This window comes from Enterobacter sp. Ap-867 (genome assembly GCF_011752855.1).
Classification (GTDB): domain Bacteria; phylum Pseudomonadota; class Gammaproteobacteria; order Enterobacterales; family Enterobacteriaceae; genus Cedecea.
The window spans coordinates 88,874-107,097 of record NZ_VWWS01000006.1 but is presented as its reverse complement, the minus strand read 5'-3'; the positions used below and the strand labels follow the sequence as shown (position 1 = coordinate 107,097).

Genomic DNA, 18,224 nt, shown 5'->3' with positions numbered 1-18,224 from the left:
CTCTGTCACAGGAGGGCGTTGTGCTAAGGGGCAAAGCATCGCCTGTTCTAACATTAACCGAGTAACCCTATGTCATCATCTCGCCCGGTGTTCCGTTCAAGTTGGCTACCTTATGCGCTGGTTCTGCCGCAGCTGATCATCACCGTCATTTTCTTTATCTGGCCGGCGGGCGAAGCCCTCTGGTACTCGCTGCAAAACCTTGACCCGTTTGGTCTGTCCAGCCATTTCGTTGGCCTGGATAACTTCGTGCAGCTTTTCCACGATAGCTACTATCTGGATTCTTTCTACACCACCATGATCTTCAGCGGGCTGGTGGCGGGCTGCGGGCTTCTGGCTTCGCTGTTCTTCGCCGCGCTGGTGGATTATGTGGTACGCGGCAGCCGTTTTTATCAAACGCTGATGCTGCTGCCCTATGCCGTTGCACCCGCCATTGCCGCGGTGCTGTGGATTTTCCTGTTTAACCCAGGGCGCGGGCTAATTACCCACACGCTGGAAGAGTTTGGCTACAACTGGAACCACGCGCAGAACAGCGGGCAGGCCATGTTCCTGGTCGTGTTCGCGTCCGTGTGGAAACAGATTAGCTACAACTTCCTGTTCTTCTTTGCCGCTTTGCAGTCGATTCCGCGTTCTCTGGTGGAAGCCGCAGCCATTGACGGAGCTGGCCCCGTGCGCCGCTTCTTCTTTATCTCGCTGCCGCTGATTGCCCCGGTGAGCTTCTTCCTGCTGGTGGTGAACCTGGTGTATGCCTTCTTCGACACCTTCCCGGTGATCGACGCGGCAACAGGCGGTGGCCCGGTGCAGGCAACCACCACGCTTATCTACAAGATTTATCGCGAAGGGTTTACCGGGCTGGATCTCTCTTCCTCGGCGGCGCAATCCGTGGTGCTGATGCTGCTGGTGATTGTCCTGACGGTGGTTCAGTTCCGCTTCGTTGAACGTAAGGTGCGCTACCAATGATTGAGAACCGTCGCGGGCTGACTATCTTCAGCCACACCATGCTGATTCTGGGCATCATCGTCATTCTGTTCCCGCTGTACGTGGCATTTGTTGCCGCGACGCTGGACAACAAAGCCGTCTTCGATACGCCGATGACGCTGATCCCCGGTACTCACCTGTGGGAAAACATCAGCTACATCTGGACCAACGGCGTGGCGGTCAACAGCGCCCCGTTCGGCCGGATGCTGTTTAACAGCACGGTGATGGCGCTGGTGATCACCATCGGCAAAATCGCCGTGTCGATGCTGTCGGCTTTCGCCATCGTCTGGTTCCGTTTCCCGCTGCGTAACCTGTTCTTCTGGATGATTTTTATCACCCTGATGCTGCCGGTCGAAGTGCGTATTTTCCCGACGGTTGAGGTTATCTCTAACCTGAAAATGCTCGACAGCTACACCGGCCTGACGCTGCCGCTGATGGCGTCGGCCACGGCCACGTTCCTGTTTCGCCAGTTTTTCATGACGCTGCCAGACGAGCTGATGGAAGCGGCCCGCATCGACGGCGCCTCGCCGATGCGCTTTTTCTTTGACATCGTGCTGCCGCTGTCCAAAACCAACCTGGCGGCGCTGTTCGTGATCACCTTTATCTATGGCTGGAACCAGTATCTCTGGCCGCTGCTGATAATCACCGATGCCGATTTGGGCACAGCCGTGGCGGGCATCAAGAGCATGATTGCCAGCGGTGATGGCGTGACGCAGTGGAACCAGGTGATGGCAGCGATGCTGCTCACGCTTGTTCCGCCGGTTGTTATTGTTTTAGTTATGCAGCGCGCCTTTGTGCGTGGTCTGGTTGATAGCGAGAAGTAGGAACCTTTCATGGCTGGTTTAAAATTACAGGCAGTAACCAAGAGCTGGGACGGTAAAACCCAGGTGATTCAGCCGCTGACCGTGGACGTAGCGGATGGCGAATTCATCGTGATGGTCGGGCCTTCTGGCTGCGGGAAATCTACGCTGCTGCGTATGGTCGCCGGGCTGGAGCAGGTGACCAGCGGGGATATCTGGATCGACAGCCAGCGCGTCACCGACATGGAGCCCAAAGAGCGTGGCATCGCCATGGTGTTCCAGAACTATGCGCTCTATCCGCACATGACGGTGGAAGAGAACATGGCCTGGGGCCTGAAAATTCGCGGTCTGGGCAAAGAACAGATCCGCCAGAAAGTGCTGGAAGCCGCCCGTATTCTGGAGCTGGATGCGCTGTTAACTCGCCGCCCGCGCGAACTTTCTGGTGGCCAGCGCCAGCGCGTTGCCATGGGCCGCGCCATCGTGCGCGATCCGGCGGTATTCCTGTTTGACGAACCGCTATCCAACCTTGATGCCAAGCTGCGCGTGCAGATGCGCCTTGAGCTTCAACAGCTTCATCGCCGCCTGAAAACCACCAGCCTGTACGTGACGCACGATCAGGTTGAGGCCATGACCCTCGCCCAACGCGTGATGGTGATGAACAAAGGCGTGGCGGAGCAGATTGGTACGCCAGTCGAGGTTTACGAGCGCCCGGCGAGCCGCTTTGTGGCAAGTTTTATTGGCTCTCCGGCAATGAACCTGCTGGATGGCAACATCAGTATCGACGGCTCACGCTTTGAGCTGGACGGCGGCGATGCGTTGCCGACCGGCAGCCAGCGCCTGCAGTGGGTTGGCCGGCCAATGACGCTGGGTATCCGCCCGGAACATATTGCGCTAAGCTCACAGGCTGCAGGTGGCATCCCTATTGTGGTGGAAACCCTTGAAATGCTGGGGGCTGATAACCTGGTTCACGGCCGCTGGGGCGGTCAAAAAGTGGTGATTCGCCTTGGGCATCAGGAACGCCCGCAGCCGGGCACCACGCTTTGGGTGCATCTGCCAGAAGAACATCTGCACTTCTTTGATGGCAAAAACGGACAACGTTTATGAGCAACTGGCCTTACCCAAAAATCGTCGCCCACCGTGGCGGCGGTAAACTTGCGCCGGAAAACACTCTTGCGGCAATCGACGTCGGAGCGCGTTACGGCCACACCATGATTGAGTTTGACGCCAAGCTCTCGCGCGACGGGCAAATCTTCCTCCTCCACGACGACACGCTCGAGCGTACCAGCAATGGCTGGGGGGTTGCCGGCGAGCTGACCTGGGACAATCTGCTGAAAGTTGACGCGGGAAGCTGGTTCAGCCGTGAATATGCGGGCGAGCCGCTGCCGCTGCTTTCTCAGGTGGCCGAACGCTGTAAACAGCACGGCATGATGGCCAACATTGAGATCAAGCCCACCACCGGCCTGGAAACCGAAACCGGCAAAGTGGTTGCGCTGGCTGCCCGTGAGCTGTGGACCGGGCAAACCGCACCGCTGCTTTCTTCTTTTGAGATTGAAGCTCTGGAAGCCGCACAGCTTGCGGCCCCTGAACTGCCTCGCGGTCTGCTGCTGGATGAATGGCGTGATGACTGGCAGGAACTGACGACCCGGTTACAGTGCGTGTCTATTCACCTGAATCATCAGCTGCTTGATGAGGCTCGGGTGAAGGCATTGAAAGCCGCTGGACTGTATATTCTGGTTTATACCGTGAACGTTCCCCACCGCGCGGCCGTGCTGCTGCAGTGGGGCGTCGATGCCATCTGTACCGACCGCATCGACGAGATAGGCCCGGACTTCTCCGCATAACGCCTTACGGCGTGACTGTCGGCGGCAGCGTTGAACTGTTTGGCTTCAACATGCCGCCGTTATTTCCTCTTAGCATCCCACCATTGGTGTTCGGCAGCGGGTTCATGCCCGGCTGCGACTGCAGGACACGCTGCTGATTATTGTTCAACTGCGTCTGAAGCTGCTGTTGTTGAAGCTGATTTTGCGATTGTATCTGCTGCTTTAACATCCCCTGCTGCTGAGACTGCTGCGTTTGCATCTGCGTCAGCATCCGCTGCTGGCTCGGGTTCTGATAGACCGGCAGGTTAGGGTTGTTGGTCGTGTTGAGCGGCTGTGCGAGCGCGGTTAGCGGCAGCAAGGCTGCCAGAAGCCATACCTTTTTCATCGTTATCTCCTCCCATCAGGGGTTGCTTAAGTTTACTCCGTTTCCTTTATCACGGTGATTATTTCGGATTTGTGAACCAGGCTTAAGCGGGGACTTTCCCCGGGTAAATGAGGATATAACGATGATAAAGCAGTGGAAAATTTTACGCTGGGTAGCGATTCCAGCCCTGACAATCGGGCTGTGTTTGACGGTTATAGCCGCTCCTCCGCCGGTCTCTTATGGCGTGGAAATGGACGTTTACCATCCGGTGCGCGCGGAGCACGGTATGGTGGCTTCGGTGGACGCAGCGGCGACTCAGGTGGGCGTCGATATTTTAAAGCAGGGCGGTAATGCGGTAGATGCCGCGGTCGCCGTGGGTTATGCCCTTGCGGTCACGCACCCGCAGGCGGGCAATATCGGCGGCGGTGGTTTTATGATGCTGCGCACTAAAGACGGCAAAACAACCGCGATAGACTTCCGGGAAATGGCGCCGGAAAAAGCCAGCCGGGATATGTTCCTCGATGATAAAGGCAATGCGGACAGCAAGAAGTCGCTGACCTCGCACCTGGCTTCCGGCACCCCGGGTACAGTGGCAGGCTTTAGCCTGGCGCTGGAAAAGTACGGCACCATGCCGCTGAATAAAGTCGTGCAACCGGCTATCAAACTGGCACGAGACGGCATCATTGTGAACGATGCGCTGGCGGACGACCTGAAACAGTACGGGGCGGAAGTGATCCCGAATCACGCCAACAGCAAGGCTATCTTCTGGAAAGCGGACGGAGAGCCGCTGCAGAAAGGTGACAGGCTGGTGCAGGCCAACCTGGCGAAAAGCCTGGAGATGATTGCCGAGCAGGGGCCAGATGCCTTCTACAAGGGGGTGATTGCCGACCAGATTAGCGAAGAGATGGCGAAGAGCGGCGGGCTGATAAGCAAGGCGGATTTGGCCATTTACAAAGCCATTGAGCGTCAGCCCGTCAGCGGGGAATACCGTGGCTACGAAGTCTATTCCATGCCGCCGCCGTCTTCCGGCGGGATCCACATCGTGCAGATCCTCAATATTCTCGAAAACTTCGATCTGGCGAAATACGGCTTTGGCAGCGCGGACGCCCTGCAAATCATGGCCGAGGCGGAAAAATACGCCTACGCCGACCGCTCTGAATACCTCGGCGATCCGGACTTTGTGAAGGTGCCGTGGCAGGCGCTGACCAGCAAGGCTTATGCGAAATCGCTGGCGGAGAAAATTGATATCAACAAGGCTCGCCCGTCGAGCGAAATCAAGCCGGGTAACCTGGCCCCGTATGAAAGTAACCAGACCACGCATTTCTCCGTGGTGGATAAAGACGGTAACGCCGTGGCGGTGACTTATACGCTGAATACTACCTTCGGCACCGGGATCGTGGCCGGGAATACCGGCATTCTGATGAACAACCAGATGGATGATTTCTCCGCTAAACCGGGCGTGCCGAACGTGTACGGTCTGGTCGGTGGGGAAGCCAACGCCGTGGGGCCGCACAAGCGCCCGCTATCTTCTATGTCGCCAACCATCGTGGTGAAGGACGGGAAAACCTGGCTGGTCACGGGCAGCCCAGGCGGGAGCCGAATTATCACCACCGTGCTGCAAATGGTGGTTAACAGCATCGATTTTGGCATGAACGTGGCAGAAGCGACCAACGCGCCGCGCTTCCATCACCAGTGGCTGCCGGACGAACTGCGGGTGGAGAAAGGTTTTAGCCCGGATACGCTCAGGTTGCTGAAAGAGAAGGGGCAAAACGTCCAGGTGAAGGCTGCGATGGGCAGCACGCAAAGTATTATGATTGCGCCGGACGGCAAGCTGTATGGCGCATCTGATCCACGTTCGGTGGATGATTTAACCGCGGGGTATTGATTGCCCCCTCACCGAGAGGGCGGCAAGAAACAGGCTTGTTTTCCCCCTCTCCCTTTTAGGGAGAGGGTCGGGGTGAGGGTAAAAATCACTCCGGCTTAAAACGCGCCATAAAATAGGCATCCACATACTCGCCGTCGCGCAGCGCAAAGCGCTTTCCGGTGCCTTCCACCTCGAAGCCAAACTTGCGGTACACCGCCAGCGCAGCCGCGTTATCGGTATACACCGTCAGCTCGATGCGCTCGATGCGCAGCCACTTATCGCACAGGCCAACCATTTCCTTAAGCAAAGCCGAAGCGATGCCTTTCCCCTGATGATCGTAATGCACGCCCATGCCGAAAGTGGCGACGTGGCTGCGGCGTGGGAACTGTTCCACCGTGACCGTTAGCTGCCCCACAATCTCATCGTCGATGCATGCCACCAGATGTCGGCTCCCCGGTCTGGGGTCGGTAATTCGGTCCAGCCAGGCTTTTAGAGGAGGATGAGGTAGCTGCAGCGTGTCGCGGTAAAGCGCCGGATGGGCATACATTTTCTGTAAAGCTTCCGCATCGCCAGGTTCGGCGTGACGCACAACAACTGATTTCATCCTTTTCTCCTCAATGAGTTATAGAAAACCTTTTAAACATCATTGACTTTGAACAATAAGTCAACGCTATTTTTTTCAAAAAACGCTTTACAAGTGCGAATGATAATGATTATTATTGCCATGCGTTCAGGGGAGACCCCTACGGAGACATCCTGAAAGCACGACATTGCTCACATTGCTTCCAGTATTACTTTAGCCAGCCGGGTGCTGGCTTTTTTTTTGCCTTTCTTATTTGAACCCGTAGCCGCGTTGGCTGCGCTCAGTTGCCCGAATCACTTACCGAAGTAAGCTCATCGGGATGCCTTCCCTTGCCGCCTTGCTACAGCGCCAACTCCTTTGGGCAAACCTTTGTCCGGTTTTAATAAAACGTGGGTGAAAAATGCAGTAAGGTACAGGCAGCTCAAATCAAAAAGGACAATGAAATGACTCTGCACTGCGCCTTCATCGGCTTTGGTAAAAGTACCACCCGCTATCACCTGCCGTTCGTTCTGGTTCGTAAAGACAAACTCAACGTGGCCCATATCTTCCGCCGCAGCGAAAAGCCGGAACTGGAACAACAGCCGCAGTACGCGGAAATTCACTTCACCAGCCAGCTCGATGACATTCTCAATGACCCGTTAGTCAAACTGGTGGTGATTTGCACCCACGTTGACAGCCATTTTGAGTACGCGAAAAAAGCGCTCGAAGCGGGTAAAAACGTGCTCGTGGAAAAACCTTTCACCCCGACGCTTGCCGAAGCGCGCGAGCTGTTTGCGCTGGCAAAAGAGAAGGGCCTGGTCGTGACGCCTTACCAGAACCGTCGCTTTGACGCCTGCTTCCTGACGATGAAAAAAGCCATCGAGAGCGGTAAGCTCGGCAAGATTGTGGAAATTGAAAGCCACTTCGATATGTATCGCCCGGATGCGCCTGCGAATCCTGGTAAACCGGCGGACGGCGCTTTCTACGGCCTGGGCGTGCACACCATGGACCAAATCATCTCCCTGTTTGGTCGCCCGGACCACGTCGCCTATGACATCCGCAGCCTGCGAAACAAAGCTAATCCGGACGATACCTTTGAAGCCCAGCTGTTCTACGGCGACCTGAAAGCGATCGTGAAAACCAGCCATCTGGTGAAAATCGATTACCCGAAATTTATCGTGCACGGTACCAAAGGCTCGTTCGTGAAGTACGGCATCGATCAGCAGGAAACCAGCCTCAAAGCGTACATCATGCCGGGTGAGCCAGGGTTCGGGGCCGACAGCAGCGTAGCGACGCTGGAGTATGTTAACGAAGCCGGGGAAACGGTGCGCGAGGAGTGGAAACCGGAAGTGGGCGACTATGGCCGCGTCTATGATGCGCTGTACGACACGCTGATCGGCGGCAAGCCTAATTACGTCAGAGAAATTGAAGTTCTCACCAACCTGGAAATCCTCGAGCGCGGTTTTGAACAGCCTTCTCCTGCGACAGTAAGCCTTGCCTGATAACTTTTTGACTCCTCCAACTCGTTCACTTTTTTTGAACAGAGGAGTCAATTTTCACCCTCTATGATCCTCCGCGAAATGGGTCCACACTTATCCCATCAAACGAATTGCGGAGGACATACCATGATCTACTTAAGAAAAGCACAGGACCGCGGCCATGCGAACCACGGCTGGCTGGACAGCTGGCATACCTTCTCTTTTGCCGACTATTATGACGCCAACTTTATGGGCTTCTCGGCGCTGCGGGTCATTAACGAGGACGTGATCGATGCGGGGCAGGGTTTTGGGACCCATCCGCATAAAGACATGGAAATCCTGACCTATGTGCTGGAAGGCGCGGTTGAGCACCAGGACAGCATGGGCAACAAAGAACGCGTGCCTGCGGGTGAGTTCCAGATCATGAGCGCCGGGACCGGGATCCGTCACTCTGAGTACAACGCCAGCCAGACCGAACCGCTGCGCCTGTACCAGATTTGGATCATTCCAGAAAAAACCGGGATTACGCCGCGCTACGATCAGCGCCGTTTTGATGCGCCTCAGGGGCGCCAGCTGGTGCTTTCCCCGGATGCACGCGACGGTTCGCTGAAGGTTTACCAGGATATGGAACTGTCCCGCTGGGCGCTGGCCAAAGACGAACAGTCGGTTTATCAAATTCCGGCCGACCGCCGCGTCTGGATCCAGGTCGTAAAAGGCGATGTGTCCATTAACGGTACGCAGGCAAAAACCAGCGACGCGATCGCGGTCTGGGATGAACAGGCGATTTCCGTTCACGCCAACGAAGCGAGCGAGATCCTGCTGTTCGACCTGCCACCGGTATAACGTTACCCGTCACAGCCTGCCCCTGAAAAAGGGGCGGGTTTTCTTTTGTCCGTGCTAAACTCGGCTGTCGAAACTCACAAGTCGCGCAGGACAATGAAAAAGAAAAGACCGGTACTACAGGATGTTGCAGATCGCGTTGGGGTGACCAAAATGACGGTCAGCCGTTTTTTACGCAACCCGGATCAGGTGTCTGCCGCGCTGCAGGTTAAAATTGCCGCCGCGTTAGATGAACTGGGCTATATCCCGAACCGTGCGCCGGATATCCTTTCTAATTCAACCAGCCGGGCCATTGGCGTCCTGCTGCCTTCCCTGACCAACCAGGTGTTCGCCGAAGTGCTGCGCGGCATTGAAAACGTCATTGATGCCCACGGTTACCAGACTATGCTGGCTCACTACGGCTATAAGCCGGAACTGGAGCAGGAGCGTCTGGAATCCATGCTGTCCTGGAATATCGACGGCCTGATCCTGACCGAGCGCAACCACACGCCCAGAACGCTGAAAATGATTGAAGTTGCCGGTATTCCGGTGGTGGAGCTGATGGACAGCGTTTCTCCTTGCCTGGATATCGCCGTAGGTTTTGATAACTTCGAGGCGGCTCGTCAAATGACGGCCAGCATTATTGCCCGTGGTCATAAACACGTGGCTTACCTGGGGGCGCGCCTCGATGAACGTACCCTCATCAAGCAAAAAGGCTACGAGCAGGCGATGCTCGACGCCGGGCTGACGCCGTACAGCGTGATGATTGAAAACTCCTCGTCTTATTCCACCGGCATTGAACTGCTGCGCCAGGCAAAACGCGAGTATCCGCAGCTCGACAGCATCTTCTGCACCAACGATGACTTAGCGATTGGTGCGGCCTTTGAATGCCAGCGCCAGGGGCTGCGTATCCCGGAAGATATGGCGATTGCCGGTTTCCACGGCCACGATATTGGGCAGGTAATGGAGCCGCGTCTGGCGAGCGTGCTGACCCCGCGAGAGCGCATGGGGCGTATCGGCGCAGAGCGTTTGCTGGCGCGTATTCGCGGTGAAATCATTACCCCGAAAATGCTGGATTTAGGTTTTACGTTGTCGCCTGGTGGCTCGATCTAGGCCAAATTTTTTTATTTGATGTAGCTCACACTTATACACTTTGCAAGCTAATGGTTATTGCTTATTGCTCAGCCAGACTGGAAAATGTTATCGGTAACAGTTACCCGTAACAAAACCAGGCGCATTGCTTTGTGTCAGAGTCGGAGCCATCATGAGCACTACTAACCACGACCACCACATTTACGTCCTGATGGGCGTCTCCGGCAGCGGTAAATCCGCCGTTGCCAGCGAAGTTGCCCATCAGCTGAACGCCGCGTTTCTTGACGGCGACTTCCTGCACCCCCGCAGCAACATCCTGAAAATGGCCTCCGGCGAGCCGCTGAACGACGACGACCGTACCCCGTGGCTAAAAGCGTTGAACGATGCCGCGTTTGCGATGCAGCGCACCAACAAGGTTTCACTGATCGTCTGCTCGGCGCTGAAAAAGCACTATCGCGACCTGCTGCGTGACGGTAACCCGAACCTCTCCTTCATCTATATGAAAGGTGATTTTGAAGTGATCGAAAACCGTCTGAAGGCGCGGAAAGGCCACTTCTTTAAAACCCAGATGCTGGTGACCCAATTCGAAACCCTGCAAGAACCGCAGGCGGATGAAAAAGACGTGCTGATCGTCGATATCGACCAGCCGCTGGACGGCGTCGTCGCCAGCACCCTCGCATTGATCAACCAAGGCAGCGCAGAGTGAGTACATTAACGCTTGTTTTAACCGCGGTCGGCTCCGTGCTGCTCCTGCTGTTTTTAGTGATGAAGGCGCGTATGCACGCCTTCGTGGCTTTGATGGTGGTTTCTATTGGTGCCGGGCTTTTCTCCGGCATGCCGCTCGACAAAATTGCCGACACCATGCAGAAAGGCATGGGCGGGACGCTGGGCTTCCTGGCGATTGTGGTCGCCCTGGGTGCCATGTTCGGTAAAATCCTGCATGAAACCGGCGCGGTGGATCAGATTGCCGTCAAAATGCTGAAATCCTTCGGCCACAGCCGTGCGCACTATGCGATTGGCCTGGCCGGCCTGATTTGCGCGCTGCCGCTGTTCTTTGAAGTGGCTATCGTGCTGCTGATTAGCGTGGCATTTTCAATGGCGCGCCACACCGGGACGAACCTGGTGAAACTGGTGATTCCTTTGTTTGCTGGCGTCGCTGCCGCTGCGGCGTTCCTGCTGCCGGGGCCTGCACCAATGCTGCTGGCCTCCCAGATGCACGCTGACTTTGGCTGGATGATCCTGATTGGCCTGTGCGCCGCGATCCCGGGCATGATTATTGCCGGGCCGCTGTTCGGGAACTTCATCAGCAAATTTGTTTCGCTGGAAATTCCGGAAGACATTTCCGAGCCGCATCTGGGTGAAGGCAAGCTGCCGTCCTTCGGTTTCAGCCTGTCGCTGATCCTGCTGCCGCTGGTGCTGGTTGGCCTGAAAACTATCGCTGCTCGCTTTACCGCGCCGGGTTCTTCGCTGTACGAATGGCTCGAATTCATCGGCCATCCGTTTACTGCGATTCTGGTCGCCTGCCTGGTGGCTATTTATGGCCTGGCGTATCGTCAGGGCATGGATAAAGAAAAAGTGATGGCGATTTGCGGCCAGGCGCTGCAGCCGGCGGGCATTATCCTGCTGGTTATCGGTGCCGGTGGCGTGTTCAAACAGGTGCTGGTTGACTCCGGCGTGGGCCCGGCACTGGGCGAAGCGCTGACCGGAATGGGCCTGCCTATCGCGATTACCTGCTTCGTGCTGGCGGCGGCGGTGCGTATCATTCAGGGTTCCGCTACCGTGGCCTGTCTGACGGCGGTTGGCCTGGTGATGCCGGTTATCGAGCAGCTGAATTATAACGGCGCTCAAATGGCGGCTCTGTCGATTTGTATCGCCGGCGGTTCTATTGTGGTGAGCCACGTGAACGACGCGGGCTTCTGGCTGTTCGGTAAGTTTACCGGCGCAACCGAAGCGCAGACGCTGAAAACCTGGACGATGATGGAAACCATTCTCGGCACCACCGGGGCGATTGTCGGGATGATTGCGTTCAGCCTGCTGAGTTAAAGTATCCTGACCAGCAAAAAGGCAGCGCTCTTCGGAGGCTGCCTTTTTTATTACTCCTGAACAGGCTTTCTCCCAGAGGGAGGGATGTCCTACCCCCGCATCCAGGCGCGGATGCCGTCGAGGAACATCTGGGTGGAAATCATCACCAGCACCAGCCCCATCAGACGCTCCAGGGCGTTAACCCCTTTCTCACCCAACAGGCGCAGGAACAGGGAAGACTGCAGCAGAATTGCCACGGTACCGCCCCAGGCCAGCATCAGCGCGGCCACTAAATGCCCCATCTGATTTGGATACTGGTGCGAAAGCAGCATCAGCGTCGCCAGCAAAGAAGGGCCAGCAACCAGCGGAATCGCCAGCGGTACGATAAACGGTTCTTCACCCGCAGGCAGGCCGGATGAACTGCCTTCCTGGCCTGGGAAAATCATCTTAATGGCAATCAGGAACAGAATGATGCCGCCTGAAATCGACACGGTTTCAGCGCGTAAATTCAGGAAGCCAAGAATTTTTTCTCCGGCAAACAGGAAGATAAGCATCAGCAGCAGAGCAATAAGCAGTTCGCGGATCATAATGGCCCGGCGGCGCTTTGGCTCCGTGTGTTTTAGGACCGACATAAAGATCGGCAGGTTACCCAGCGGGTCCATAATCAGGATCAGGAGTACCGCGGCGGATATGATTTCAGTCATCTGTTTTCCCCAAAATCTGGCAAGTTGTTTCTGGTAATAAGCTTTGTTTCTGACTCGGTGGATATCATTGATTAATTTCACTTGCGACTTTGGCTGCATTTTGTAAGGTGGAGTGATGTTCTGGCCCACGGCCAGCGCTTACACACGCAATCATCTCTGCAGGATTAAGTCGCTATGAAAAATGTTGGTTTTATTGGCTGGCGCGGTATGGTCGGCTCTGTACTCATGCAACGCATGGTGGAAGAGCGCGATTTTGACGCCATTCGTCCGGTTTTCTTCTCCACTTCCCAGCTTGGGCAGGCAGCCCCTACGTTTGCCGGCACCACCGGCGGTACACTGCAGGACGCATTTGATCTGGAAGCGCTGAAGGCGCTGGATATCATCGTGACCTGCCAGGGCGGCGATTATACCAACGAAATCTATCCAAAGCTCCGTGAAAGCGGCTGGCAGGGTTACTGGATCGACGCAGCTTCTTCTCTACGCATGAAAGATGACGCGATTATTATCCTCGACCCGGTAAACCAGCACGTTATTCAGGAAGGCCTGAACAAAGGCGTGAAAACCTTCGTCGGCGGTAACTGCACCGTCAGCCTGATGCTGATGTCCCTCGGCGGCCTGTTTGCCAACGACCTGGTTGACTGGGTTTCCGTGGCGACTTACCAGGCGGCATCCGGCGGCGGCGCGCGTCATATGCGCGAGCTACTGAACCAAATGGGCCAGCTGTACGGCGAAGTCTCTACCGAATTGGCAAATCCGGCTTCCGCTATTCTTGATATCGAACGTAAGGTCACCGAACTTGGCCGCAGCGGCAAACTGCCGGTGGATAACTTCGGCGTGCCGCTGGCCGGGAGCCTGATCCCGTGGATCGACAAGCAGCTCGACAACGGCCAGAGCCGTGAAGAGTGGAAAGGCCAGGCCGAGACCAACAAAATTCTTGCGACCTCTGCTGTTATCCCGGTTGACGGTCTGTGCGTGCGCGTTGGCGCGCTGCGCTGCCACAGCCAGGCATTCACCATCAAGCTGAAAAAAGACGTGTCTATTCCTACCGTGGAAGAGCTGCTGGCCGCGCACAACCCGTGGGCGAAAGTGGTGCCAAACGACCGCGATATCACCATGCGTGAACTGACGCCTGCCGCGGTAACTGGCACGCTGTCGACGCCGGTTGGCCGTCTGCGTAAGCTGAACATGGGGCCGGAGTACCTTTCCGCCTTCACCGTCGGTGACCAGCTGCTGTGGGGCGCCGCCGAACCGCTGCGCAGAATGCTGCGGTCACTCGCATAATTACACTTATTTACCTGAGGGGCTTTGTGGCCCCTCTTTTTTTGCCCGTAATTTAAGGTACAACGGAATTCATTAATTAATTTCACGAGGAGTTAATAAAGCGTTGGCTATGCTTAAGTCAGCACGCGCAAGCGTTTTGGCGAGTATTGGGCGAACTGGCTTACAGGAGTTGCGCGCCGTTCGTCGGGGTCAATGATAAGTGTCGTATCCGCACGCAGGCGTAGGGCGGGTCATCGGTGACACATAAAAAAGGAAAATGCCATGTCTGTTCTGCCGGAAAGAGACGTGATTAATGCGCTAATTGCGGGTCATTTTGCCGATCCGTTTTCCCTGCTGGGAATGCACCAAACCGACGCCGGGCTTGAAGTTCGGGCACTCCTGCCTGACGCCACCGAAGTGTGGGTTATTGAGCCTAAAACAGGGCGTAAAGTCGCCCAGCTCGACTGCCTCGATTCCCGCGGCTTCTTCTGCGGGCTGATCCCTCGCCGTAAAAATGTTTTTCGCTACCAGCTTGCCGTTGTCTGGCACGGCCAGGAAAACCTGATCGACGATCCCTACCGTTTTGGTCCTTTGACTCAGGAGCTGGATAGCTGGCTGCTCTCAGAAGGCACGCATTTACGCCCTTATGAAACGCTGGGTGCGCATGCAGATACCTTGGACGGCGTGACCGGAACGCGTTTCTTGCTGTGGGCCCCCAACGCCCGTCGCGTTTCCGTGGTGGGGCAGTTTAACTATTGGGATGGCCGCCGCCATCCGATGCGGCTGCGGCGCGAAAGCGGCATTTGGGAGCTGTTTATCCCCGGGGCGCACAACGGCCAGCTTTATAAATTTGAATTGCTGGACGCCGAAGGGCGGCTGCGTATTAAAGCCGATCCTTATGCTTTTGAAGCGCAAATGCGCCCGGAAACGGCCTCGCTGATTTGCGGCCTGCCGGAGAAAACCACGCTCAGCCCCGAGCGGCAGAAAGCTAACGGTTTTGATCAACCCATCTCCATCTATGAGGTGCATCTCGGCTCCTGGCGTCGCCACACCGACAATAATTTCTGGCTCAGCTACCGCGAACTGGCGGATCAGCTCATTCCCTACGTCAAAGAGATGGGCTTTACCCATCTTGAACTGCTGCCGGTTAACGAGCATCCGTTTGACGGCAGCTGGGGCTATCAGCCGCAGGGGCTTTACGCGCCGACGCGTCGTTTCGGTACTCGTGACGACTTCCTCTATTTCATCAGAACCGCCCACGAAGCCGGGCTTAATGTTCTGCTGGACTGGGTACCGGGCCATTTCCCGACGGATGACGCCGGGCTGGCGAAGTTCGACGGCACTGCGCTGTATGAGCACGGCAATCCGCAAGAGGGCTACCACCAGGACTGGAACACGCTGATTTACAACTATGGCCGCCGGGAAGTCAGCAACTATCTGGTGGGCAACGCGCTCTACTGGATTGAGCGGTTTGGCATTGACGGCCTGCGTGTGGATGCCGTGGCGTCGATGATTTATCGCGACTATAGCCGGGAAGGCGGCCAATGGGTGCCGAATGAGCACGGCGGGCGTGAGAACCTGGAAGCGATTGCGTTTTTGCGTAGCACTAACCGCATCATCGGCGAGCAAACCCCGGGGGCGGTGACCATGGCGGAAGAGTCCACCGATTTTGCCGGTGTCTCTCGCCCACCAAGTATGGGCGGCCTGGGGTTCTGGTTTAAGTGGAACCTGGGCTGGATGCACGACACGCTCGATTACATGAAGCTTGACCCGGTTTACCGCCAGTACCATCACGACAAAATGACCTTCGGCATGCTGTATAACGGCACCGAAAACTTTGTGCTGCCGCTGTCTCACGATGAAGTCGTGCACGGCAAAAAATCCATTCTTGATCGTATGCCGGGGGATGCCTGGCAGAAGTTTGCCAATCTTCGCGCCTACTACGGCTGGATGTGGGCATTTCCAGGCAAAAAGCTGCTGTTTATGGGCAACGAATTTGCCCAGGGGCGAGAGTGGAACCACGACAGCAGCCTCGACTGGCACCTGCTGCAGGGCGGCGATAACTGGCACCACGGCGTGCAGCGCCTCGTGCGCGACCTGAATCATACCTATCGGCGTCATGCGGCCTTGCATCAGCTGGATTTTGACGGCTACGGCTTTGAATGGCTGGTGGTGGAAGATAAGGCCAATTCAGTCTTTATTTTCGTGCGGCGTGATGCCGAGGGCAATGAAGTGATTGTCGCCAGCAACTTTACGCCGGTGCCGCGTTACCACTATCGCTTCGGCATCAACCAGCCAGGGCGCTGGCGCGAAGAGCTGAATACCGACTCCATGCACTATCACGGCAGCAACGCCGGTAACAGCGGCACGGTGCGTAGCGAGGCGGTGCCGAGCCACGGTCGCGACCATTCGCTGTGTATTACGCTACCGCCGCTGTCCACGCTCTGGTTGATCCGCGAGGGGGACGCATGACGCAGCTTACCCAAGGCAATTCGGCTCCCTTTGGGGCGTATTTCGACGGCAAAGGCGTTAACTTCACGCTCTATTCCGTGCATGCGGAAAAGGTCGAGCTGTGCTTGTTCGACGAGCATGGCCACGAGCGCCGCTACGACATGCCTGCGCGCTCCGGGGATATCTGGCATGGCTATTTGCCGGATGGCAAGCCGGGGCAGCTGTACGGTTACCGGGTTCATGGCCCGTGGGCACCTGAGCAGGGCCACCGTTTCAACCCGGCGAAGCTGCTGCTCGATCCTTGTGCTCGCGTGGTCGTCGGCGGGGCAGAAGATCACCCGCATTTTCACTGCGGCTACGATGAGCCCAACCTTGAAGACAGCGCCCCGCACATGGCGAAGTGCGTGGTGGCCAGAGAGAAATTTGACTGGGAAGACGACCGGCCGCTCCGGACGCCGTGGGGCAACACGGTTATCTATGAAGCCCATGTTCGCGGGCTGACGTTGCTCCACCCCGGCATCCCGGAAGAGCTGCGTGGGACTTATGCGGCGCTTGGGCATCCGGTGATCATCGACTACTTCAAGCGCCTGGGCATCACGGCGCTTGAGCTGCTGCCCGTGGCGCATTTTGTTACCGAGCCACGCATCTCCCAGCTTGGGCTGAGTAACTATTGGGGTTACAACCCTCGCGCTTTCTATGCCGTTGAAAGCTACTACGCGATAGACCAGAACCCCCACAACGCTGCCAACGAGCTGCGTGGCGCCATCAAAGCGCTGCATCAGGCCGGTATAGAAGTGATCCTCGACATTGTGTTGAACCACAGCGCGGAGCTGGACAAGGACGGCCCAACGCTGTCGCTGAGCGGAATCGACAACCGTAGCTATTATTGGTTAATGGACAATGGCGATTACCAGAACTGGACCGGCTGCGGGAACACCCTGAATCTCAGCACGCCGGGCGTGGTTGCCCTGATGATCGACTGCCTGCGCTACTGGGTGGACAGTTTTCACGTGGACGGTTTCCGGTTCGATTTGGCTTCGGTAATGGGGCGCACGCCCGAATTTCGGCAGGACGCCCCGCTGTTTGAGGCAATCAAAAACGATCCTCACCTGTCGCAGGTGAAGCTGATTGCGGAGCCCTGGGACATCGGCCAGGGCGGTTATCAGGTCGGTAATTTCCCTCCGCTGTTTGCCGAATGGAACGATCATTTCAGGGACGGGATGCGCCGCTTCTGGCTCCAGCAGGATCTCTCTTTGGGCGGCTTCGCCTGCCGCTTTGCTGGCTCGAGCGACGTTTATCGCCACGGCGAAAGGCTGCCTTCCACCAGTATTAATTTAATCACCGTCCATGATGGTTTTACGCTGCGGGATTGCGTAAGTTTTAACCAGAAGCATAACGAAGCCAACGGCGAAGATAACCGCGACGGCACCAACAGCAATTTTAGTAACAACTATGGGTTTGAAGGGCTTGAAGCCAGCTTGATTACCAAGGAACGGCGGCGCGACAGCGTGCATGCCCTGCTCACCACGCTGCTGCTCTCGCAGGGCACACCGATGCTGCTGGCCGGGGATGAACACGGCCACAGCCAGCACGGCAACAACAATGCCTACTGCCAGGACAACGTGCTGACCTGGCTTGACTGGGCTGAGGGCAATGACGGCCTGACGGCCTTTACGGCGGCGCTCCTCCAGCTTCGACAGGCGATCCCGGCGCTGACCGCCAACCGCTGGTGGGAAGAGGGTGATGGCAACGTCCGTTGGCTGAATAAAGACGCACAGCCCCTGAACGTCGATGAGTGGCAAAACGGCGTACATCGCCTGCAAATCCAGCTGTCCGACCGCTGGCTTATCGCAATTAACGCGACCGAAGAAGTTGCGGACATCGTTCTACCTGAGGGGGAATGGCACGCTGTTCCTCCGTTTGCCGGAGAGGACAACCCGGTCGTGATGGTTGTATGGCATGGTCCCGCGCACGGAGTTTGCGTGTTCCACAAGTCATGAAAAAGGAGTTCGT

The 18,224-nt window shown here is 56.7% G+C and carries 16 protein-coding genes; 13 read left to right on the top strand and 3 right to left on the bottom strand.

Translation table 11 applies throughout. The features are described from left to right. The first annotated feature begins 69 nt into the window (after positions 1–69). Genes ugpA through ugpQ form a run of 4 tightly spaced genes read left to right on the top strand, consistent with a single transcriptional unit; the run spans position 70 to position 3,616 of the window. Positions 70–957 carry a sn-glycerol-3-phosphate ABC transporter permease UgpA gene (gene ugpA, locus F3J26_RS15390; RefSeq protein WP_008457934.1) on the top strand — a complete coding sequence of 296 codons (888 nt, stop codon included), beginning with the start codon at positions 70–72 and terminating at the stop codon, positions 955–957. Further along, positions 954–1,799 carry a sn-glycerol-3-phosphate ABC transporter permease UgpE gene (gene ugpE, locus F3J26_RS15385; RefSeq protein ID WP_008457932.1) on the top strand — a complete coding sequence of 282 codons (846 nt, stop codon included), beginning with the start codon at positions 954–956 and terminating at the stop codon, positions 1,797–1,799. Before ugpA ends, ugpE begins: the two co-directional genes overlap by 4 nt. A 9-nt stretch (positions 1,800–1,808) precedes the next feature. Next, complete coding sequence (locus F3J26_RS15380) at positions 1,809–2,879, top strand: sn-glycerol-3-phosphate import ATP-binding protein UgpC (RefSeq protein ID WP_008457931.1); 1,071 nt, start codon at positions 1,809–1,811, stop codon at positions 2,877–2,879. After that, on the top strand, positions 2,876–3,616 hold the full coding sequence (gene ugpQ, locus F3J26_RS15375) for a glycerophosphodiester phosphodiesterase (protein WP_008457928.1): 741 nt from the start codon (positions 2,876–2,878) through the stop codon (positions 3,614–3,616). Before F3J26_RS15380 ends, ugpQ begins: the two co-directional genes overlap by 4 nt. Positions 3,617–3,620: 4 nt before the next feature. On the opposite strand, the gene F3J26_RS15370 is transcribed toward ugpQ, so the two are convergent. Then, positions 3,621–3,980, bottom strand: a complete 360-nt coding sequence (locus tag F3J26_RS15370) for a DUF2756 family protein (RefSeq protein ID WP_166994684.1) — start codon at positions 3,978–3,980, stop codon at positions 3,621–3,623. A 121-nt stretch (positions 3,981–4,101) separates the two neighbouring features. Here F3J26_RS15370 and ggt point away from each other — a divergent pair, with 121 nt between their 5' ends. Next, complete coding sequence (gene ggt, locus F3J26_RS15365) at positions 4,102–5,844, top strand: gamma-glutamyltransferase (protein WP_166994682.1); 1,743 nt, start codon at positions 4,102–4,104, stop codon at positions 5,842–5,844. An 85-nt stretch (positions 5,845–5,929) separates the two neighbouring features. Here ggt and F3J26_RS15360 read toward each other — a convergent pair whose 3' ends face one another. Beyond that, complete coding sequence (locus F3J26_RS15360) at positions 5,930–6,427, bottom strand: GNAT family N-acetyltransferase (protein WP_166994680.1); 498 nt, start codon at positions 6,425–6,427, stop codon at positions 5,930–5,932. Positions 6,428–6,849: 422 nt separating this feature from the next. On the opposite strand from F3J26_RS15360, the gene F3J26_RS15355 reads away from it, so the two are divergent. The 5 genes from F3J26_RS15355 to gntU all read left to right on the top strand — a co-directional run bounded on the left by F3J26_RS15355 (position 6,850) and on the right by gntU (position 11,817). Then, positions 6,850–7,887, top strand: a complete 1,038-nt coding sequence (locus F3J26_RS15355) for an oxidoreductase (protein WP_166994678.1) — start codon at positions 6,850–6,852, stop codon at positions 7,885–7,887. A gap of 123 nt (positions 7,888–8,010) precedes the next feature. Further along, positions 8,011–8,706, top strand: a complete 696-nt coding sequence (locus tag F3J26_RS15350; RefSeq protein WP_166867980.1) for a pirin family protein — start codon at positions 8,011–8,013, stop codon at positions 8,704–8,706. 93 nt (positions 8,707–8,799) lie between these two features. Beyond that, positions 8,800–9,795, top strand: coding sequence for a gluconate operon transcriptional repressor GntR (gntR, locus tag F3J26_RS15345; protein ID WP_008457915.1), 996 nt, complete (start codon positions 8,800–8,802; stop codon positions 9,793–9,795). Positions 9,796–9,946: 151 nt separating this feature from the next. Further along, positions 9,947–10,480 (top strand): gluconokinase, encoded by a 534-nt coding sequence (gntK, locus tag F3J26_RS15340; RefSeq protein WP_008457913.1) that lies wholly within the window; start codon positions 9,947–9,949, stop codon positions 10,478–10,480. After that, positions 10,477–11,817: a gluconate transporter gene (gntU, locus tag F3J26_RS15335; protein ID WP_008457911.1), complete on the top strand. Its 1,341-nt coding sequence runs from the start codon at positions 10,477–10,479 to the stop codon at positions 11,815–11,817. Before gntK ends, gntU begins: the two co-directional genes overlap by 4 nt. Before the next feature lie 89 nt (positions 11,818–11,906). Here the strand turns inward: gntU and F3J26_RS15330 are convergent, their stop codons facing one another. Next, on the bottom strand, positions 11,907–12,500 hold the full coding sequence (locus F3J26_RS15330; RefSeq protein WP_008457909.1) for a YhgN family NAAT transporter: 594 nt from the start codon (positions 12,498–12,500) through the stop codon (positions 11,907–11,909). A 174-nt stretch (positions 12,501–12,674) separates the two neighbouring features. Between F3J26_RS15330 and asd the strand changes: the two genes are divergently transcribed. From asd to glgX, 3 genes are all read left to right on the top strand, one after another. Next, positions 12,675–13,781 carry an aspartate-semialdehyde dehydrogenase gene (gene asd, locus F3J26_RS15325; RefSeq protein WP_166867984.1) on the top strand — a complete coding sequence of 369 codons (1,107 nt, stop codon included), beginning with the start codon at positions 12,675–12,677 and terminating at the stop codon, positions 13,779–13,781. A 261-nt stretch (positions 13,782–14,042) separates the two neighbouring features. After that, on the top strand, positions 14,043–16,232 hold the full coding sequence (glgB, locus tag F3J26_RS15320; RefSeq protein WP_166994676.1) for a 1,4-alpha-glucan branching enzyme: 2,190 nt from the start codon (positions 14,043–14,045) through the stop codon (positions 16,230–16,232). Continuing rightward, positions 16,229–18,211, top strand: a complete 1,983-nt coding sequence (gene glgX / locus F3J26_RS15315) for a glycogen debranching protein GlgX (RefSeq protein WP_166994674.1) — start codon at positions 16,229–16,231, stop codon at positions 18,209–18,211. Before glgB ends, glgX begins: the two co-directional genes overlap by 4 nt. Positions 18,212–18,224 lie beyond the last annotated feature (13 nt).